The 21,233-nt window shown below is 43.6% G+C and carries 13 protein-coding genes and 1 pseudogene; 8 read left to right on the plus strand and 6 right to left on the minus strand.

The features are described 5' to 3' along the window. Positions 1-56 precede the first annotated feature (56 nt). A complete protein-coding gene (locus ITG09_20790) occupies positions 57-446 on the minus strand; it encodes a DUF1294 domain-containing protein (protein ID UPR53828.1) in 390 nt (129 codons plus the stop codon). A gap of 157 nt (positions 447-603) precedes the next feature. Here ITG09_20790 and ITG09_20795 point away from each other — a divergent pair, with 157 nt between their 5' ends. Continuing rightward, positions 604-2,376 (plus strand): alpha-amylase, encoded by a 1,773-nt coding sequence (locus tag ITG09_20795; GenBank protein UPR53829.1) that lies wholly within the window; start codon positions 604-606, stop codon positions 2,374-2,376. A 403-nt stretch (positions 2,377-2,779) separates the two neighbouring features. Beyond that, entirely contained in the window at positions 2,780-6,418 is a 3,639-nt protein-coding gene (gene pulA / locus ITG09_20800) for a pullulanase-type alpha-1,6-glucosidase (protein UPR55227.1), read from the plus strand. A 576-nt stretch (positions 6,419-6,994) separates the two neighbouring features. Here the strand turns inward: pulA and ITG09_20805 are convergent. After that, entirely contained in the window at positions 6,995-7,825 is an 831-nt protein-coding gene (locus ITG09_20805; GenBank protein UPR53830.1) for a transcriptional regulator, read from the minus strand. 163 nt (positions 7,826-7,988) lie between these two features. After that, on the minus strand, positions 7,989-9,212 hold the full coding sequence (lamB, locus tag ITG09_20810; protein UPR53831.1) for a maltoporin LamB: 1,224 nt from the start codon (positions 9,210-9,212) through the stop codon (positions 7,989-7,991). A gap of 434 nt (positions 9,213-9,646) precedes the next feature. Between lamB and glgX the strand changes: the two genes are divergently transcribed. The 3 genes and pseudogenes from glgX (at position 9,647) to ITG09_20825 (ending at position 14,495) form a co-directional block, all read left to right on the plus strand. Further along, positions 9,647-11,641: a glycogen debranching protein GlgX gene (gene glgX / locus ITG09_20815; GenBank protein UPR53832.1), complete on the plus strand. Its 1,995-nt coding sequence runs from the start codon at positions 9,647-9,649 to the stop codon at positions 11,639-11,641. A gap of 230 nt (positions 11,642-11,871) precedes the next feature. Next, positions 11,872-13,621 (plus strand): annotated as a pseudogene (locus ITG09_20820) (diguanylate cyclase). 151 nt (positions 13,622-13,772) lie between these two features. Beyond that, the gene (locus tag ITG09_20825; protein ID UPR53833.1) at positions 13,773-14,495 is read left to right on the plus strand and encodes a tRNA (adenine(22)-N(1))-methyltransferase TrmK; all 723 of its coding nucleotides are present in this window, start codon (positions 13,773-13,775) and stop codon (positions 14,493-14,495) included. Between the two features lie 112 nt (positions 14,496-14,607). Here the strand turns inward: ITG09_20825 and ITG09_20830 are convergent, their stop codons facing one another. Next, positions 14,608-15,552 (minus strand): acyltransferase, encoded by a 945-nt coding sequence (locus ITG09_20830; protein ID UPR53834.1) that lies wholly within the window; start codon positions 15,550-15,552, stop codon positions 14,608-14,610. Positions 15,553-15,891: 339 nt separating this feature from the next. Here ITG09_20830 and ITG09_20835 point away from each other — a divergent pair, with 339 nt between their 5' ends. The 3 genes from ITG09_20835 (at position 15,892) to ITG09_20845 (ending at position 18,305) form a co-directional block, all read left to right on the plus strand. Beyond that, a complete protein-coding gene (locus ITG09_20835; protein UPR53835.1) occupies positions 15,892-16,695 on the plus strand; it encodes a ferredoxin--NADP reductase in 804 nt (267 codons plus the stop codon). 62 nt (positions 16,696-16,757) lie between these two features. Next, positions 16,758-17,090, plus strand: a complete 333-nt coding sequence (locus ITG09_20840; protein UPR53836.1) for a DUF1971 domain-containing protein — start codon at positions 16,758-16,760, stop codon at positions 17,088-17,090. Positions 17,091-17,312: 222 nt separating this feature from the next. Further along, the gene (locus tag ITG09_20845) at positions 17,313-18,305 is read left to right on the plus strand and encodes a 2-hydroxyacid dehydrogenase (protein UPR53837.1); all 993 of its coding nucleotides are present in this window, start codon (positions 17,313-17,315) and stop codon (positions 18,303-18,305) included. Between the two features lie 120 nt (positions 18,306-18,425). Here ITG09_20845 and ITG09_20850 read toward each other — a convergent pair whose 3' ends face one another. Next, positions 18,426-19,298, minus strand: a complete 873-nt coding sequence (locus ITG09_20850) for a patatin family protein (protein ID UPR53838.1) — start codon at positions 19,296-19,298, stop codon at positions 18,426-18,428. A 217-nt stretch (positions 19,299-19,515) separates the two neighbouring features. Then, positions 19,516-20,967: a catalase gene (locus ITG09_20855; protein UPR53839.1), complete on the minus strand. Its 1,452-nt coding sequence runs from the start codon at positions 20,965-20,967 to the stop codon at positions 19,516-19,518. Positions 20,968-21,233: the final 266 nt, after the last annotated feature.

The raw sequence follows: 21,233 nt of genomic DNA on the forward strand, positions 1-21,233 counted from the left end.
TCAAATAACGTCCTATATTGTGATGGTTAGTACACGAGTACTAGCCATCATTCTCATTAAAGATACCCAATAATCTCGCTAAGCCAATGCCCAAATGTCGCCTGCCCGCTCGGTGTTAACGTCCATAAAAACACTGCTACATTGATTACCACTGTGAACCAATAAATCGCTCTAAACGGCTGCTTTTGCGTTTTGTGGCGCAGCTTATCTTGAGCGATTAACGCCCCTAGCCAACCACCAGCAACAGACAAAATGTGCAGGGTTTTCTCAGGCACACGCCAATTGCCATTGATCGCTGCTCGCTTGTCTTTCGCGTACACAAAAAACGTCACCAATCCGACAACCAAATACCACACCAACAGCGCTTTAGAACTTTCCGCAAACAACACAGATACCGCCACCAGAACCAGATAGGTGATAACGATTTGAATAGATGAAGACAACATGACTCCTTTTGGGTAACAGCTCACATACTGTAGCAATTACGCCCTGTAAGTTTTGATAAGGATGAGTAAGGCATATTGTAATTCAGTTAGCCTGCTAAATAACAAACAAGCCCTTTCATCCCTACATAACATGATGGAAGTTAAAGGAATTATAAATATGTACAACCAAAAGTACGCCATCTACCAAGTTTTTACGCGTTTATTTGGTAATAAAAACACTCAACATGTTCCATGGGGCACAATCGAACAAAACGGCGTCGGCAAGTTCAGTGATTTTACAGATAAAGCGCTGTCGGAAATTCGTAAACTCGGAATAACTCACATTTGGTATACCGGAGTGCCACATCATGCACTCATCAATGATTACAAACACCTTGGTATTTCAGACGATCACCCGAGCGTGGTAAAAGGCCGTGCAGGCTCACCTTATGCCGTCAAAGATTATTACTCAGTAAACCCAGATCTCGCCGACAGCCCCGAGCGCCGGCAGGAAGAATTTGAGGCATTAATCAAAAGAAGCCACGACAACAGCTTAAAGGTGATCATCGATATCGTCCCTAACCATGTTGCACGCCATTATAAAGGCTTAAACAACCCAGAGGGAGTCAGTGACTTTGGCGCTCACGATGACGCTACGCTTGAATATCACCGAGACAATAACTTCTACTACATTCCCAACAGCGCCTTTGAATTGCCAGACATAGAGCCCACCTTTACCCCGCTTGATGGTGAACAACACCCTAACCTACGCTCACCGTATATCGAGATACCAGCCAAATGGACAGGTAACGGCTCACGCTTGGCTAAGCCTGATTTCGACGATTGGTATGAAACCTTGAAGATCAATTACGGCGTGCGTCCAGACGGTTCAAAAGACTTCCCTAAGTTACCAAGTGACTATGCCCAACGCGACTACCATGACCACTACCATTTCTGGGAGTCTATCGATGTGCCTAACTCTTGGGTTAAGTTCCGAGATATCGCCTTGTTCTGGTTAGACAAAGGCGTTGATGGGTTCCGCTACGATATGGCTGAAATGGTGCCTGTCGAGTTCTGGAGTTACCTCAACTCATCGATAAAGATGAAAGACCAAGATGCCTTTTTAATGGCTGAGGTGTACCAACCTCACTTGTACCGCGACTATATTCACGTAGGAAAAATGGACTACCTGTACGATAAGGTTGATCTTTATGACGGTCTAAAAGACATCATGCAAGGCAAGGCATTAACGGCTATCATCCCCAAGATCCAACATCAAATGATGGATATTGAACACCACATGCTGCACTTCTTGGATAACCATGATGAGCAACGCATCGCTTCTCCCGAGTTTGTTGGTAATCCTAATATTGCTAAGCCTGCAATGATCGTCAGCGCGTTATTAAGCAGTTCACCAACCATGATCTATTTTGGACAAGAAGTTGGCGAACCGGGAGCTGAAGATGCAGGCTTTGGACAACCCTCACGTACCTCTATATTCGATTACATCGGAGTCCCACAACACCAAAAATGGATGAACAATGGCGCGTTCGATGGCGAGTTACTAGACGATAACGAAAAGCAACTACGTCACTTCTATCAAAAAGTATTGAATTTTTCGCTTGAGCACTCGTCGATAACAGGTGATTACCAAGACTTACACCAGTGCAATAACTTGAGTGATTCAGTCTACGCATTTCTGCGCTTTGACCACCAAGAGCTCACCATTGTTGCCGCAAATTTCAGCCAGCACATCACAGAGAGTATTCACTTGAAGGTTCCAAGTGATGTCATCCAAAAACTCAAAATAGCGGATGGCAATTACTTGCTCAATGAATATATTGAGGGCGTTCGCCAACAAGTGTTCACTGTTGAAAATAGCATCGGCAATTTTAATATCGAATTAAAACCGCTCGCATCTTTGGTTTGGGTATTATCGCTAGATGAATAATCTATCGATCAATATTAGTGACCGAACAACCATTATCATCCCTATTGATAATTAACTTAATTCCTAAGTTAAATTAACAGTCTCTCAATTCGATACCTTCCTCACATTAATAAGGATGAGCTCTCATCCTTATTATCTACTCCTAGCTTCTACGCCTTAGGCTATTAATATCGAACATATGAGCTATTGGTCCAATTAATTTAACTTAAACCAAATACAAAGCGTGATACTGACTCTAGGTTTCCTATTTTTACGTATTAAAAATAACTTTACATATAGCCATCACAAATAGTTGGCCATCATTCAGACTAGGATATTCATCTTCATAAAAAGTGAAATATGGATATCAAACGTGAACAACATAAATATTAATAAGAACATCACTCTACAACGCACCTTCGACATTACAAAAAAGAGAAGCTTTAAGCGTTCTACTTTGGCCAAAGCAATTTGGCCTCTATTCACCGCTACTTTGATCGCAGGTTGTGGCAGTGATAGCGACAATGGCACCGACGCTGGCGACACTGGCCTATACAAAGCTGGCGAAAACGAAGTTGTTGTTTATTACAAACGTGATGTTGCAGCCGCAAGCACTTCAGGCTCTACTTACGACGGCTGGGGGCTTCACCTATGGAATGGCGAAGGCTGTACTAGCACAGACTTAATCGCGATGGGTCTCAGCGAAAGCGGTACTAACTGGGAAGCACCTTACGAATTTGACGGTATTAGTGATACCTACGGCGCTTACTATGTATTGAAAGTTGACCCTGATGCTGCTGACCCACATAAATGCATGAATTTCATCTTACACAATGGCGACGAAAAAGCGTTTGGTAGTGCAAATTCGAAAGTAGAGCTCATTGCACTTGGCGATTCACAAGGCGTATTCGGTTTTCATGGTAGCAGCGAGTTATATTATGATCCGATTTCAGATCGCCCAGTTAATATTGATGGCCAAAAAGCACATTGGTTAGACGCAGAGACTATCGCTTGGGAAGCCGCAAGCAGCGCCGATTCTATGAAATTGTTCTATGCACTCGATAACAGCATCACCATGAACGACAAAGAGATCGTTGGTGGCACTGCCGTTGAACTAACAAAAGATGGCGAGCTATCCTCTGAATTAAAAGAGCGTTTCCGCCACCTTGCAAGCTTACCTGCCCTGGCTATCGACGTTGACGACAGCACACTTCGCACTATCTTAAAATCTCAGATAATTCTTGTTGCCTACAATACTAATGGCGACGTTACCTCTTCAACTGAGGTTCAAAAACCGGGTGTGCTTGATGCGGTATTTGCAAGTGAAGATGCTGGTAATGCGATGGCTGAAGAACTTGGCGCTATTGTTGAAGGCAGTGCAGCGACCTTCAAACTGTGGGCTCCTACTGCACAAGATGTTGAACTTGTTCTGTACAGCGAGGATCTGCAAAGTTCACAAGTGTTCCCAATGACGGAAAGCACTGAGACGGGCATTTGGACGACTGATGCTGTGTCTAATGCAGTCAACAGTTATTATCGTTACCAAGTGAAGGTTTACCATCCAACCACAGGTAACATTGAAACTCGCCTAGTAACCGACCCATACTCTCTCAGTTTGTCAAAGAACTCAGCATACTCTCAAGTGATTGACCTGAATGATTCAACCTTGAAACCTGCGAACTGGGACGACTATGAACGACCAACCGTAGAGAAAGACGAAGATCATGTACTTTACGAATCTCACCTTCGTGACTTCAGCTTCAGCGATAAGTTAGGTACAACGAACCTAAATGGAAAATACCTCGCGCTCACAGAAGGAGAGCGTGAGTCAGTCAAACATCTACAAGAATTGAAAGATGCGGGCTTAACCACGCTGCATATCTTACCAGCATTTGATATCGCTACCGTTGATGAAGATGAAGCGAACCGTGTCGATATTACGGATACGGTCGGTAAACTGTGTGATGTAAAACCTGCTGCCACTTTGTGTGGTAACGAAGACGAAAACAAAACCATTGAAGATGTACTCGATGGCTATGACCCTTCAACGGGTGACGCACAAGCATTAATGAATGACCTTCGCATGCTTGATAGCTTCAACTGGGGCTACGACCCATTCCATTACACGGTCCCAGAGGGCAGCTACGCGACCGATCCTAATGGTTCACAGCGTATTCTCGAATTCCGTCAAATGGTAAAAGCCACGCACGACATGGATCTTAAGCTGATCATGGACGTGGTATACAACCATACTAATGCATCTGGCGTAAACGATAAGTCAGTGCTAGATAAGATTGTCCCTGGGTACTACCACCGTCTTAACGTGAACACAGGTGGCGTAGAAAACTCAACCTGTTGTGATAACACCGCGACCGAAAACCTGATGATGGGTAAATTAATGGTCGACTCACTTAAAGTATGGGCTGACGACTATAAAGTGGATGGTTTCCGTTTTGACTTAATGGGCCACCAGCCAAAAGACGTGATGGTCGAAGCATTGGAAGAAGTGCGTAAGATCGATCCGAATACCTTGTTCTATGGAGAAGGTTGGGACTTTGGCGAAGTAGCAAACAATGCACGCTTCGACCAAGCAAACCAAATCAACATGGCAGGCACAGAAATCGGTACCTTCTCGGATCGTTTACGTGATGCAGTACGAGGCGGCAGCCCATTTGATGGTGGCGTCGATTCAGAAGGCAACCACCCGCTTCGCTTTAACCAAGGCTTTGGTAACGCAGCGATTGCCAACGAAGAAACCAAAGTTGATCAAGATTCAATCAATGGTCGTTTGCATAACCAAGACCTTGTTCGCTTAGGTATGGCAGGTAACCTCGCGGAATACGTATTGCTTGATTACAAAGGCGATACCAAGCTGGGCAAAAACGTTGATTACAACGGTGCGCCCGCTGGCTACACCAAGATGCCTTCAGAGAACATCTCTTACGTTTCAAAACACGATAACCAAACGCTTTGGGATAACAACGCATACAAAATCGCCACTGGTACTAGTTCTGCAGAGCGTGCTCGCATGCAGTCTGTATCGCTTTCTACCGTGATGTTAGGCCAAGGCATACCATTCATCCATATGGGTTCTGAACTACTTCGCTCTAAGTCTATGCAGCGTGATTCTTACGATTCAGGTGACTGGTACAACCGCGTCATGTTTGATGGTACTGACAACAACTGGAATGTTGGCTTACCACGTGAAGATAAAGATGGTGCTAACTGGGATTTGATCAAAACCATCATTGCTGACAGCACCACTAAACCAGAAGAAGAAGACATTGCGCTGACTAAACAGCAATTCCTAGAACTACTTAAAATCCGTAGCTCAAGTGAGCTGTTCCGCTTAGACACAGCAGACGAAGTTATGAAGCGAGTCGACTTCCGTAACGTTGGCGAAGATCAAGTCGAAGGCCTGATTGTCATGTCTATCGATGATGGTGTGTCTGCAGGTACAGACCTCGATCCAGAGAACGATGCGATTGTCGCGGTTGTAAACTCAACCAATGAAACTCAATCGTTCAAAATCACAGGAGCGACAGACTTTACACTTCACACAGTTCAACAAAACTCAGCTGACGACACAGTGAAAAACGCAACCTTTACCGCTGAAACCTTCACAGTACCTGCATTAACCACCGCTGTGTTTGTACAAGTTCAAGGTGATGCACAAGGTGTCGGTCTGCCAGTTGATAACTCTGATAAAGATGTGTCTAGCATTCCTCCATACGGCCAAACAACGGTTTACGTTCGTGGTGACATGAATGGATGGGGCGCAGCTGATAGTTGGGCGATGAGCTTTGTGGCTAATGGGATTTACTCTGTAACAGGTACTTTGGAAGCGGGAGACTATGGCTTCAAGTTTGCCGATGCTGACTGGAAAACACCTAACTTCGGTTGTGACTCCGTTGAACTTGCTGATGGTTCAATCGACCTTGGTACTGATGGGAACTGCCAATTAAGCGTAATAGAAGCTGGCGACTACACATTCACTCTGAATGCGATTCATGAGCTAGATGACAATGTAGAAAAAGCGGTCGTTTCAGTAACCAAGAATTAAGCCTTAAAGCTTAGAATTATACAAACAGATAATAAAACCAGCGCAAGCTAGCCTTTTGGGAGACGTCAGTCTCCCTTTTTTTGTGCTCAATAAACACCAATCCCAATAAACCACATTATTATCTTGCCTTCATTAACCAACCATCAATGGTAAGAGGTAACGAACCGCCTGAATTCTTAGTTCTTAGTTCTTAGTTCTTAGTTCTTAGTTCTTAGTTCTTAGTAGAAAGCATAACGACTTCGTGTAAGCGCCTAATTTAAGTGTATGTGGAATTTAGGAACCCGAGTTTTGGTTGGTAAATGAAATGGCGATTCGTCAATAGAGTTCGTATTCAGCTGTTTGAGGGGAGTAAAATAGACGAGAGTGTTTTAATTAACAGTGAGTAAATCAAGACCATAAATAGCCAAGAACGTCCATTTATATTAGCCATTGATTATTGCGTGTAAGTCAGTAGTTATTTAAAACCCAAGTTTCACAGAATATAAATATTACTTTCCTCACTTATTTCCGGTAATAAAAAGGCCCCTAACTAGGAGCCCTTCTTTTCATATCATTTAGTATTTACAAACTGTTTGATTACTTTTTATTGACGGCTTTTACAAACACTTCTTGCGCGCCTTCAATACCGAGTGCTTTTGCTTCATCTAATAAGCTCAGAGCTTTCGGAATATTATCTTCAGCTACAGCCGTTTGAATCGCATTGTGATAGTAGGTTTGCGTTTCAGGTTGAATGGTATCGATCTTAGTCGCAGCGGCTGGCTTAGCGTTAGATTCACTGCTTGATGAACCAATAGAGAAGAAGCTCGCTTTATCGATTGTTACTTCTATCTTACCAACGTTAGCATTTGGAATCGGGATATCTTTCACTTCAGGTAAATAGTTACCGCGACCTTCCGCATCTAAACGAGCAGGATGGATCACATCAGTAAAACCGCCCAAATCACTTTGGTCTGTGTAGATAACTAAGTAAACCGACTTAGCCGTTGTTGGGGGGTAAAAATCGTTCTCAGCGACTAAACGGTTGCCCAAATGTAACCTTGGTTTTGCGTATTCGAAGCTATCTTTACCATAACGCTCTAGCTCACGACCATTTTCGTCATAGATGACCGCATTTGGAACAAACGCTGTGTCGCCGATAATGCTCGTGATATTAATCGAATACTCACCGCGGTCTGCAGGCAATTCAATCGCTACTACAGGGCTGTTTATGCCTTGATAGTTTAATACTTGGCTATTTGGTGTCACATCAAAAATTGCCGAGCTTGGTAGCTTCATAGGAGCAAATTGAAGACCAGCAATCGAGTTAACTTGTTCAGCTTGTGCGACTTGCACTTGCTCGACTACTTGTGCAGATTGGCAACCAGCCAATGCAACGCAACCACTCAACATCAGAGCGCGAAAATACATAGTTCTTCCTTATTTTTATTTTTTTAAGAAATTTACTTAGTCAATTACCATAACGAAAATAATTAACGTAGGAAACCTTTTTACTAATCGTACATTCCTTAAAAAAATAGCCGACGTACGCCGGCTATGAATTAGGACAGTTTAGGATTTTAAGCTAAGTGGCTTACCACCAAGCTTCAACTTGAATACCAACAACGAAATCGTTGTCAGCACCTTTAGCCTTTACAACACCATTTTCTTTAACTTCACCGAATGAATCGTTTTCTAGATCCATCAGGTAGCTACCGTATACGCGGATTTCAGGACGAGCCCAGAAGCTGTCACCCATTGCCCATGCTTGAGCAACAGTAAATTTAGCGCCACCAAAATCTTCTACACCAGTGCCAGCTTGATTAATCTGCTCACCCGCATTGTAGCCAGCTTCAAAAATAGTACGCATAGTGTTGTTCCACTTGTACATTGGACGAACAACTACAGAATATTGGTTGATGTCTTGCTTTGAAGCACCGATATCAGAACCAGCTAAGTAGGCAAGTTGGTGACCCATTTCCCAAGACTCGCCAAGGTTCATTACACCCCAGTTAAGGATTCGGTAACCGAAGCCATCATCCTGATCTCCAGAGCGGTCATAATAAGCACCAGAGCCCCACAAATTAGCCATTTGAACACCGTAACCAGCCGTACCTAATTGAACGACCGTTTGGTTAAAGCCATTGCTCATACCTTGGTGGATGATACCTGTAGCAAGTAGGCCGTCATCGCCATCGTATTTGCCATTCTTGTTTTCAGTACCGAAGTTGTATACAACTCCAAGCTCTAAGCTAGCATCTTCCCATAGACCGATATTCGCTAGGCGAGCATCAGCCATGTAACCAGCACCGTTCTCATCTTCGCCATCTTGAATAATTGCTAGAGAAAGTTTTTGATTACCAACTGAAATATTTTCAATACCACCACCAGTACCTGATGTATTTAGAAAGTAGAAGTCAGTGATGTGAATATCTTTACGTTGGTAGTATGTTTTACCAGCCCAAAGTGTCGCTTCTTCATCAAAAGATAAGACGCCAGTTGCTTTAACAGCAAACTGAGCAACGTTAAAGTCACCGTCTTCCCAACCATTTGCGCCATCAGCACCAGAAGCAATCATTGACTCTAAACGCCAAGTTTGCTCACCAGTTTTTAGTTCTTCAGCCAGACCAAACTCAGAATAGTTGTCGTTTTCATTACCTAGACGGCCAATACCACTCTTCATGAATGAAACGTCACCACCATCATTTCCGCTAATACCAGTACCAGCACGCATGTAGCCATTAAAATCTACAGCGAACGCAGAGCCAGCAGCTAATGTAGTTGCCACTGCAGCAGCAATCAAACTTACTTTTTTCATTCTTAACTCCATTAAGGACGATTTATTTTAGGTTTTTATATTTTTGCTCTCTTGCGGCAACCAAAGGCAGTAATGGTAGTCGTAAGATAGAGAGGTTTAGGGTTTCCCCTGATTCGTTTCAACGGGGTCAATATTAAGAGGGGATGACAAGTTTGACTTCCTCCGCCCTGAACTAAATTAAGGGGGATGAGAAGGGAGTAGGAAATATACAGAACGGTGTTTTAAAGAGGTAGATCACTTAATCTAGGAGGAGTAGACAGCACACAGATCTAATTATTCAGCATAAGTGAGATCTAGTTCAAATATATAATTTGAACTTCATCGATGAATTATTTTTTTAACAGTAATTAATCTGTGAAGTTGCTTGACCTTATTGTGACAAAGCTTTTTACTTATAGTTCACTGATGTCGATAAACGAACAAGAAATCAAGCAATGACTAGAACGCTCGCTCGCCCTTATCCGCTAGGCGCAACGCTAGGTAACACTGGCTGTAACTTCTCTATTTTTTCTCCTGACTGTAAATCTCTATCTCTCGCGCTCTTTGATGAGAACGATGAATTCACCACTTACACGTTGGAAGATGAATACGCCGATATCAGATATGTGTTTATCGAAGGCATTAAAGCTGGACAAAAATACGGCTTCATTGCTGAAACTGATGAAGGCCCGATCCTGCTGTCCGACCCCTATGCGAAAGCAATCAGCGAACCGCTCGATTACGTCACTCCATATACCAATGAAAAAAGCTTCTCGATGGCAAAATGTGTTGTTGTCGATGACGCCTTTGATTGGCAAGACGTAGAGAAGCCACGTATTAGCCGCGAAGAGACCGTTCTATTTGAAACCCATGTAAAAGGCTTATCTCAACTTCATCCAGAAGTAGAGACCAACACCAAGGGGCGTTATTTAGGGTTGGTTAGCCCTGAAATGCTTGCGTTCTACAAACAACAAAATATCAACTCTCTACAACTTTTACCTATTGCGGCATGTATGCACGAACCTCATCTATTGGATATGGGGAAAGTGAACTATTGGGGCTACAACCCATATTTGTTCATGGTGCCAGACCCTCGCTACGCAGAGAAAGATGCCGTAAATGAGTTAAAGACTACGATTCGCGAACTGCACCGTAATGGCATCGAGGTCATTCTAGACGTGGTGTACAACCACACAGCAGAAGGCGGGGAAGGTGGTACAACCTTCAACCTAAAAGCACTCGATAGCCGCTACTACATTAAGCATGGTTGTCATTATGCGAACTTCACAGGCTGCGGTAATACCGTCGACCTGACTCACCAACCAGCACTAAACTTGGTCATGGATACGCTTCGTTACTGGGTGAGTGAATTCAAAGTCGACGGCTTCCGTTTTGATTTGGCCGCGACACTGGGACGCGAAGGCGATAATTACAACCCTGAAGCGGCTTTTTTCAAAGCCGTTGCTCAAGATCCTGTGCTCAAAGAGACCAAATTAATTGCAGAACCGTGGGATATTGGCCCTAACGGTTATCAAGTAGGTAACTTCCCACTAGGCTGGAATGAATGTAACGACAAACTGCGCGATATCACACGTAGCTTCTGGCGCGGTGATCAAGGCTATCTAAAAGAGTTTGCGACGCGCTTAATGGGGTCTCGTGATATCTACAGCGCAGCCCACTGGCCATACAGACTAACCGTAAACTACATCACGTATCACGACGGCTTTACGATGCAAGATCTTGTCTCTTACAAGCACAAGCACAATGAAGATAACGGTGAGAACAACCGAGATGGACACGGTGATAATCGCTCTGATAACTACGGTGTTGAAGGGGAAACCGAAAACCTGTTAGTCGTTGCCACACGTGAAAAACAGAAACGTAACTTCATGGCGAGTCTATTGTTTGCTTTTGGTATTCCGCACATCATGACAGCTGATGTGTTATCTCATACTCAAAAAGGCAACAACAACGCTTACTGTCAAGACAGTGTAATTAGCTGGATTAACTGGGAAGATTCTGAGCGAAAAGCTTATTTCAAGAGTTGGTTAGCTGAAATGATATCCGCACGTCAGCAATACATGGTGCCTTTTATTAAGGCGTTCAGTGGAGAAAAACGCAACTCTAACCGCATCTTCTGGAGTCGTGTCGATGGCACACTCATGGAACATGATGATTGGAATCGTTTAAGCTCTGTTGCGCTGCACTTGGGTATTGGCAAAGACGGTGACGAATTGATTTATCTGATAAACCAAACCAACGCACCCGCTCGCTTCTCATTACCGACGGATCGCGATCAAAACTGGGTCACCATTTGTGATACCAACTCGCGAAACGTAAAACCTGGCCATGCAGAAAGTGAAATGCTGTTATCGCCAACTTCGATGGCAATTTTGCACTACTCGCCAGATAAGACTGATTTGATTGAAGTAAAAGCTAAGCCAGCTTAATAAAACACCGGAAACCATAGAGGCCAGTTATATTTATGACTGGCTTTTTTGTTAGCTGAATATCACAAAACTCATTCACGCATATGGAATCATTTGCATTGATGTGGTTAATAAAACTGTTTAGTATTGCCGTACTATAAAAATGAATCTATAACGTCTTGGATATCATGGCTTTACCTAAAACACTTATTCGGCTTTTCAAACCATACATTATTTTATTAACCGGAGGGATGCTCTACCTTGCTGTGGCTCAGCTTGAAAAAGTAGAAACAGCAGCAACTGAACAATCATCATCAAACATTCGTATCGCAAGCTCCACTATTCGTTCCAACATCGAAGCCACATTCGGCAAACTCTATTTTTTAGAAACCAGTCTAGGCTTACCTAAAACGGCTCCATTCGGTGATAAAAAATTCAGAGAGTTGAGCGATAATATTCTAAAAAGAACGCCAAACTTCTCCGATATCGTTCGATACCAACCACAGTCCCAACAATATATATCAAGTCGTGGATTACCTCTTTCCCATGAACAAATCGATTCCATAAGATGGAACTCAATAGACAGTGTGGTTGAAGATTTCTACATTTCTTCGATTTACCAAAAAGCAGATGGTCGTTGGGTATTCGCAGTTAAACACACGGCGGAAAGATTGAATGAAGAAATATGGATTGAGTTTGACCTTCTACACACTACACACTACACAAGGATTAAGAGACTTAAAAACGCTTAATCACGGCTATGTATTTGTAGTTGACCGAGCAACAGAACGACTGGTCTTTCACCCAGATCCAAAACGTATCGGCTCTAAATCTGTCAGCTATCATGCTGGTATCAGCCATCAACTCTCACAAGGTGAAACTGTTGGTAAGCACGAATACTACTATCAAGATAACTTCAAAATATCGGTATTTGACGCAGATAACAGTTTGAACTGGGTGTTCATCGCAGGCACTGATCGCCATGACATCCTAACCAGTTCGCACCAATTTACATTAACGGGCGTGGTGCTTGGCTCACTGCTTCTGTTGTGGATTAGCGCAAACTATCTGGCTTACCGCTTAAACGTATCTTTGTCTGAACTGAACAAAGTTGAAGACCTTGCTAGCTTTAAGCGCAAATTGAAATCCATCTTGAATAGCTTTACCTATCATAAAGGTATCCAATTCTGTCTGTATCAGCCTGAGAGCCACTCATTCAGCACCATCGACTACCACGGAAACAAATCAACAGTACATTGTGACGATCTCTTAGCGGAACGCTTTGTCCCGGACTCCATGGCTTACAGAAACGGGAAATACGCCGATCCATTGGCTCGTAAACTCAAAATACACCAACGTCATTACTGTATTCCTATGTATTCTCGCAAACAGTTGATAGCAGTGATCTACCTCAACGCCAACTTGCCGATCAGTCAGAGTATTTTACGAATGATCCGTGATTACACTGAGGTCTCTTTGTCTAACTTACTGCTTCAACATCAATTGAGCAGCAAAGACCTGATGACGCAGTTAGACAATAAGAGCAGTTTCAGTATCGCCATCGAAAACTACGCGAGCGAGCCCGACACCTACGTCTCACTGATTGATATCGATAACTTCGACCATGTAAACCGTGCCTACGGTGAAGCGGTGGGAGATCAGATGATCAAGCTGACTGCAGAATCACTGCGTTCTTACTTCCCTAAGCCGAAAGGTCTTTGCTTGGCGCGTGTTGGAGGAAAAGAGTTCGCTGTATTGTTCAAGGCCAATGACGTGAAAGATGCCAAATTCCAACTAGACCAGTGCCGAATAGCAATCGCGGAGAAAGCCATCGTCACTCCAGATATCACCTTGTCACTAGGGGTTAGCGTGGGGTACTCACAAATAGAAGGCGAAACAGACTCAGCTTTAGCGCTGGCGGAACAGGCAAAGCTTATCGCGCAACAACTTGGTAAGAACCGAGTGGAAGGCCATATCAGAGCTTTCGCTAAAGCGTCATAGACATGAGCTAACACACTCGTATCGTAATTGGTGCGATACCAATAACAACAAAGCACCTAGGATTCATACTCTAGGTGCTTTTGTTTTTATGGAAAGTCATTACAATGCGCGTTCAACACGACGATACCCCTTTTCTAACGACACGAGCCTTATGAAGCTAAGTAACCGACTGCAAACTCTCCATTCCCTTGTCAGCAATGACTACCAACATATTTGGGACTGTTGCTGTGATCACGGCTTTTTGGGTGTTCAATTACTGTCGGATAACAAATCGCCTCAAATTCACTTTGTCGATATTGTCCCGTCTCTAATGTGTGAGCTTGAAGGCAAGCTAGCGCGCTACTTTCCACAAGATAATAAAGCCGAACAAACGGTTACCAGCCAATGGCAAGTCTATTGTATGGATGTCGCCGCTATCCCTCTTGAGAAACATACTGGTAAACACCTAGTTATTATTGCGGGCGTCGGTGGTGATCTTACTCAAAAGCTCGTTGATGATATTCATCGTCAACACCCAGACAAAGCGATCGATTTCTTGCTTTGTCCGGTACATCAACAATTCGAGTTGAGAAGTCATTTAAAGGCGCTCAATTTTGGTCTCATTGATGAAGTGTTGATTGAAGAGAACCGTCGTTATTACGAGATTTTATTGGTGAGTAATAACTCAGGCGAAGCTGAAAAGAGCCGATTGGTTAGTGAGATATCAAACGTGGGTGACAAGATCTGGACGCCGAGTTGTGATGAAAAAATGAAGGTATCTCAGCAGTACAAAGCCAAAACGCTGCAGCACTACTTACGTATTCATCAAGGCCAAGAGAAGCAAGGTAAGCCTAGTGAAGTTAAACACATCATCGATGCGTACCAAGCCATTTAACAGTAGTAAGCACTAACTATTTCGCTTACTTCTGAAAAACCTAATTCAATAAAAAAGCCGATAGTTCAATGAGCTATCGGCTTTTTTTTAATGTTGTCATTTTGGTTTGAGCTTACTGCTCTTGTTTCTTATGAACCGCATCAGGCTGCTCAATCGTTTCAACCTCAGAGGGTGTATCAACCCCGTAAACCGTATCAAGATATTCGTCTTTCTCTTTCCACGTGTTGTTTAACCAACTGTGGAAGCGACGTTTAAATGCTTTATCTTCAAAGTAATTACCGTTTACGTTCTCGTCCATCGGGTGCAATTTAATACGCACCACCACCTTGGTCATTTTGCCTTTTAGCATATCTTCAAACGGAGATACTTGGTTTTCAGGGTAAGCCAGAGTCACATCAACAATACCATCTAAGATTGGGCCCATTGCAGATAGAGCAAACGCCACACCGCCAGTTTTTGGCTTCAATAGGTGTCGGTAAGGGGTTTTCGCTGTCGCCAGTTTGTCGTGGTTAGCACGCGTTCCTTCCACAAAGTTAACCAATGTTGTCGGCGCTAGCTTGAACTTGGTACACGCCTTGTTGATGGCATCGAAATCATCATTACGGCGCTCTGGGTTGCGTAACAAAAACTCGCGGGAGTGACGTCGCATGAACGGCATATCTAAGCCCCAGCAGGCTAAGCCAACAAAAGGCACGTACAACAGTTCGTGCTTAAGGAAGAACTTAGTCATCGGCATCTTATCTTTCAAGATAGAAGACAAAATCACAATATCCGCCCAGCTCAGGTGGTTCGACATCATCAAATACCACTGCTTAGTCGAGATATCTTCCCCGCCTTCCACTTGCCACTCGATGTCATTATTCACGTTCAACATCCAAAGATTGAGCGACGCCCAACACCAGAATGTGAAGTTAGCTAAACGAGTACACGACTTTTGCACAACAGAGATTGGCAGGATCAGTTTGATGAGGCCAAAGAAGCTCACGGTAAACGCAGTCATTGCGGTATTGATGGTCACGAACAAGACGTTCAAGGCCATACGAAGATTATCAAGCATAAAACACGGCTATATTGAGATCGAAAGCCGCCATTATACGCATCTGTAAATTATTCTCTTTAGTTATTAGTGCAATACTTCAGGGGTCAAACCACTCTGCTGCCTTTGCTAAAGCTCGGCTCTAGATCCCCCAAAACAACGCACCACGCCAACAACAAGCACACATACGAGTCATTTAGACCAAATAAAGAGGTGGTCTTTTTGACACAATAGCAGTTAATTTCATCCGTAGATCTAGTATTGATAAGCATTCTCATTATTGGCATGCTACATGCAACTCCAAAGTGTAAATAGTTGAGTATCCTTAATGAGATAACTTCTCTTCTTAAAGGTGATGATATGACAGATATTCCTCATGGTTTGGTAACCGGAAAAGTCCTACACAAGACAGAGTGGACAGATCAATTGTTCTCACTCCAAGTCAGTGCTCCTGTCTCCCCTTATCAGGCGGGTCAGTTTACTAAGCTCGGCTTACTCAATAGTGAGGATGAGTTTGTGAGACGTGCTTATTCCATGGTGAATGCGCCGGAACATGAGCAAGGTCATCAGCATCTAGAGTTTTTAATTATTAAGGATCAAAACGGTCAGCTCTCTCCTCAGCTTCATGAATTGAAGGCAGGCGACGACATCTTTGTCGGCAAAGACCCTAGTGGATTTATGACATTGGATGAGATCCCAGAGATCGCAGACGATCTATGGATGCTTTCAACTGGAACTGCGGTGGGCCCATTTATCTCAATGCTCGAAAGTATGCAGATACAGGAGCAAAACGGCTCTGAATCTGAAAAAGCCTCCTCATTCAACAACCTTGTATTGGTTCATGCCGTAAGAACAGAACAAGACCTGACTTATCGAGACCGTATTACTCAACTCGTCGATCACTTTCAAGGAAAACTTAAATATGTGCCAATTATTTCTAGAGAATCAGTCACCGGAACTTTGCGCGGACGAATCCCAAGCTTGTTACTTGGAGGCGACCTTGAGCAAGCCGCGTCTGTCGCTTTCAATCAAACCCACAGTTTCTTCTACCTTTGCGGCAATCCGCAAATGGTTCGTGACACAAGTGAAGCACTAACCAGCTTAGGTTTTGAAAAGCACTTACGTAGAAAGCCTGGTCAATTCAGTAGTGAGAACTATTGGTAAAGATTGCTCACCTACGACATAGAAGTACCCATTTCAAAGAACAGTCAGATAATAGGTTTTATATGAGTCATTTACGTATTCCATCACACTGGAAAATTCAACGTTCAACACCGTTTTTCACTAAAGACAATATACCGGTAGCGCTGCTTAACCATCACAATACCGCGGAAGGCGTGTTTGGTCAGATCTGTGTAATGGAAGGCACAGTGACCTTCTATGGTTTTGCTGATGCAGAAGCAACAGAACCAGAAAATGTTATCACGATAGAAGCAGGGCAATTCGCCACTAGTCCACCTCAATATTGGCATCGAGTAGAGCTGAGTGACGACGCACAATTCAACATTAACTTCTGGTCAGAGAAAGAGACCAAGAAGATGTTCAACACTCGAAAGTAAGATCCATTCGATATTGATGAACTTATAAGCAAGCTACTTCGTAATGTGATTTTTAATGTTCAATAAGTGAAGATAACGGACCCAATAACCATAGTAATTACAATGACTAATGGTGATAGACAAGAGAAAAAAACTCTAGCACACTGAACAGAGTTATTAGTTTTAACCCCTTATCAAATAAACATAATTGGGGTTTCCATTTTTTAGGTAAGAGAGGAAGCCATGCTCAACATTGCTTTTTTTAGCTCAAAATCATACGACGAAAAATCATTCAACCTTGCAAAAGGCGAACTCAACGCTGAGTTTCATTTCCATGATTTTCGCCTCACTACAACCACAGCGAAAATGGCACACGACAACGAAGTGGTGTGTGCATTTGTAAACGACGACCTATCGCGAGACGTGCTAGAAATTCTTGCACAAGGCGGCACCAAACTGATTGCAATGCGCTGTGCGGGTTTTGATAAAGTCGACCTAGACGCAGCCAAAGAGTTTGGCCTGCAAGTGGTGCGCGTTCCGGCTTATTCACCAGAATCGGTAGCAGAACACACAGTCGGCATGATGATGTGTTTGAACCGAAAACTACACAAAGCATACCAACGCACTCGTGATGCGAACTTCTCCCTTGAAGGCTTGGTAGGCTTTAACTTCCACGGTAAAACCGTTGGTGTGATTGGTTCAGGTAAGATTGGCTTAGCAACAATGCGCATTCTGAAAGGTTTGGGCATGAACATCCTATGCTACGACCCATATCCAAACCCATTAGCCGTTGAACTAGGTGCTAAATACGTTGAACTGGATGAGCTTTATCAAGAGTCTGACGTGATTTCTCTGCACTGCCCTATGAGTAAAGAGAACTACCACCTGTTAGATGCGACTGCATTTGAGAAAATGAAAGATGGCGTGATGATCGTTAACACCAGTCGTGGTGAACTGCTGGATTCAACCGCAGCAATTGAAGCGCTGAAACAGAGCAAGATCGGTGCACTTGGCCTTGATGTTTACGACAACGAGAAAGAGCTTTTCTTCCAAGACAAGTCTAACGATGTGATTGTCGATGATGTATTCCGTCGTCTATCTGCTTGTCATAACGTGCTGTTCACCGGTCACCAAGCCTTCTTGACTAAAGATGCTCTGTTCAACATCGCCAATACAACGCTCACCAGTGTTGATGCCTTCTTTGCTGGCAACACCAGCGGCAACGAACTCGTTTAATAGTAGACTTAGTTAATAGCAGACTGAGTTAAAAACAAACTAACTCTACAAATACAAAGCCACGCTATTCTGAAGTGAACAGCGTGGCTTTGTCGTTTATCCAGTACTCTAAAACCGTCCCTAGACGCAGAAATGACAATCTTCGGTGTCTAAACCATACACGCCTTTTCGAATCGCAAGGTGCTCTTCACCAGCTTTTACGCCCATCTCATAACCTGCATTAAGAGTGCTTTTATCCATAGTTAAACGCTTCACTGCGAAGGCTTCTGGCGGCGCTATCACTTTAATGGTCGCATCTTTGGGTGGGTTACGAATGAACTCCAGAGACTGATTGTAGTTGTCGGCACGGACCGCCATCGACTCAGCAATATTTGGAAATTTCTTTAGTAATTTTTTCAGCATCCATTGGTGCTTTTGAGGCTTCATTCGGTAACTCAAAGGATGAGAAAGAATCACCGTAATATCGCGTGCACCACGACGGTATGCTTCGCGAACCGGAATCGAATCAGCCACACCACCATCGGTATAGCAACCACCAGAGAAGCACGGTGTTTCACGATAAGCGATAGGTAGAGCCGTTGTTGCTTCAACCACGTTAGAAAGGTTTTCTGGCTTAATATGATAGTAATCGGCACTGCCTGTATCCACATTAGTCACAGCGGCAATCAGTGGGATACTTGAAAACATCTCACCACAATCGAGTGGATAGCGTTGGTTTGATTCATTCCACAACCACTTCACGTCCACCAAGTTACCACCCTTGGCAAAACGAGCCGGGTTGAAGAAGGTTTTGTCGGTCGCCATCGTAGTGATCACGTTGTAGCTGCGTTTTGGTGCTTGAGATAAGTAACCAACCAAATTGGACACACCTGCAGACACGCCAATGGTAAAATCATAAGGACGGAAATCGTCTTGCATAAAGGCGTCCAAAACTCCGGCAGCGAAGATGCCTCTCATTGCCCCACCTTCAACGATTAATGCGCTTTTACTCATCTCAAACTCTATTACTTTATAAACTGATAGCTGCAGGATAATCCCATCCATCTTATAAAGATAATGGGATATGTTTATCAATTCGATAGGTAAAAACTATCAATATAGATAGTTCAATTTCTCAATGAGCTAGCATTACTTGATGAACAGCGAGATCAAAAAAGGCCATCGAGTGATTCACTCAACGGCCTTTCGATTAACTAATCAAGATGATTAATTACGACTTAAATTCGCTCACATCGATTTCAAGCAGTTTACCAATGCCTTCACCGTATGCAGGGTCGGCTTTGTAACAGTGTCTTAGGTGACGCAATTGAATTTCTTTAGGTACGCCGCCTAGGTTACGAGCAGTGTTATCAAACAGAATCGCTTGCTTCTCTGGTGTCATTAGGCGGAACAAGTCACCCGGTTGCGAGAAGTAATCTTCATCTTCACGGTGATCCCAATGTGCTGCTGCGCCATCGAGGTTCAATGCTGGTTCAGCGAAATCTGGTTGCTCTGCCCACTGACCTTCATTGTTCGGCTCATAGCCTAATGTGCTACCAAAGTTACCATCAACACGCATTGCACCATCGCGGTGGTAGCTGTGTACAGGGCAACGAGGTGCGTTCACTGGGATATGCTGATGGTTAACACCCAAACGGTAACGCTGCGCATCACCGTAAGCAAACAATCGACCTTGCAACATCTTGTCTGGTGAGAAGCTGATACCCGGAACCACGTTTGCAGGGTTGAATGCAGACTGTTCAACTTCAGCGAAGAAGTTTTGCGGGTTACGGTTCAATTCAAACTCACCCACTTCAATCAATGGGTAATCTGCGTGTGGCCAGATCTTAGTTAGATCGAATGGGTTGTATGGTACTTTCGCCGCGTCCGCTTCTGGCATCACTTGTACTTTCAGTGTCCATTTAGGGAAGTCTTGGTTATCAATGCTGTCTAGCAGGTCACGTTGGTGACTTTCGCGGTCATCGCCGATCACTTGTGCCGCTTCTGCATCAGACAAGTTCTTAATACCTTGCTGAGATTTGAAGTGGAACTTAACCCAGAAACGTTCGTTGTCTGCGTTAATAAAGCTGAATGTGTGACTACCAAAGCCGTGCATGTGACGGTAAGTCGCAGGGATACCACGATCACTCATCACAATAGTGATTTGGTGAAGCGCTTCAGGTAGAGAGGTCCAGAAATCCCAGTTGTTCTTCGCGCTGCGCATGTTAGTGCGTGGGTCGCGTTTCACCGCATGGTTTAGATCTGGGAATTTAAGAGGGTCACGTAAGAAAAACACAGGCGTGTTGTTACCCACCATGTCCCAGTTACCTTCTTCGGTATAGAACTTCAATGCAAAACCACGAATATCACGCTCTGCATCAGCCGCGCCACGCTCGCCAGCTACTGTTGTAAAACGTGCAAACAAGTCGGTTTTTTTACCCACTTCAGAAAACAGTTTTGCCTTGGTGTACTTTGTGATGTCGTGTGTAACGGTAAATGTGCCATAAGCACCTGAGCCTTTCGCGTGCATACGACGCTCTGGAATCACTTCGCGGTCAAAGTGGGCCAATTTCTCCAAAAACCAAACATCTTGAAGAAGTTGTGGGCCACGTTTACCCGCAGTTTGAACATTCTGGTTATGAGCAACAGGACAACCCGCAGCTGTAGTTAGTTTTTTACTCATCATCAATTCCTTATTACCATTTAGGTACAGCATCTTTGCTGCACCTTCACTTCTGTATGGTGGTTATTCATCACACAAAACCACGCAGCAATTAAGGATATAGAATAAGCCTGACTCAAAGTAAAATATAATCGTTTGTAATTATCGTTATCATGGATAAAACCTATCGAATTAATGATCTAAATCATAATCATTCAATATTGATAATAATATTTAGAATATAATAATCATGAACTTACATGACTCCATGAACTAGTTCCAAGGTT

The organism is Vibrio cyclitrophicus, from assembly GCA_023206055.1.
Lineage (GTDB): Bacteria > Pseudomonadota > Gammaproteobacteria > Enterobacterales > Vibrionaceae > Vibrio > Vibrio cyclitrophicus_A.

Excerpts from the sequence above, each read along its gene's own strand:
- ITG09_20790 (UPR53828.1), bottom strand. The coding sequence starts at position 446 with ATGTTGTCTTCATCTATTCAAATCGTTATCACCTATCTGGTTCTGGTG.
- ITG09_20795 (UPR53829.1), top strand. The coding sequence starts at position 604 with ATGTACAACCAAAAGTACGCCATCTACCAAGTTTTTACGCGTTTATTT.
- ITG09_20805 (UPR53830.1), bottom strand. The coding sequence starts at position 7,825 with ATGTATTTTCGCGCTCTGATGTTGAGTGGTTGCGTTGCATTGGCTGGT.
- lamB (UPR53831.1), bottom strand. The coding sequence starts at position 9,212 with ATGAAAAAAGTAAGTTTGATTGCTGCTGCAGTGGCAACTACATTAGCT.
- glgX (UPR53832.1), top strand. The coding sequence starts at position 9,647 with ATGACTAGAACGCTCGCTCGCCCTTATCCGCTAGGCGCAACGCTAGGT.
- ITG09_20825 (UPR53833.1), top strand. The coding sequence starts at position 13,773 with ATGAAGCTAAGTAACCGACTGCAAACTCTCCATTCCCTTGTCAGCAAT.
- ITG09_20830 (UPR53834.1), bottom strand. The coding sequence starts at position 15,552 with ATGCTTGATAATCTTCGTATGGCCTTGAACGTCTTGTTCGTGACCATC.
- ITG09_20835 (UPR53835.1), top strand. The coding sequence starts at position 15,892 with ATGACAGATATTCCTCATGGTTTGGTAACCGGAAAAGTCCTACACAAG.
- ITG09_20840 (UPR53836.1), top strand. The coding sequence starts at position 16,758 with ATGAGTCATTTACGTATTCCATCACACTGGAAAATTCAACGTTCAACA.
- ITG09_20845 (UPR53837.1), top strand. The coding sequence starts at position 17,313 with ATGCTCAACATTGCTTTTTTTAGCTCAAAATCATACGACGAAAAATCA.
- ITG09_20850 (UPR53838.1), bottom strand. The coding sequence starts at position 19,298 with ATGAGTAAAAGCGCATTAATCGTTGAAGGTGGGGCAATGAGAGGCATC.
- ITG09_20855 (UPR53839.1), bottom strand. The coding sequence starts at position 20,967 with ATGAGTAAAAAACTAACTACAGCTGCGGGTTGTCCTGTTGCTCATAAC.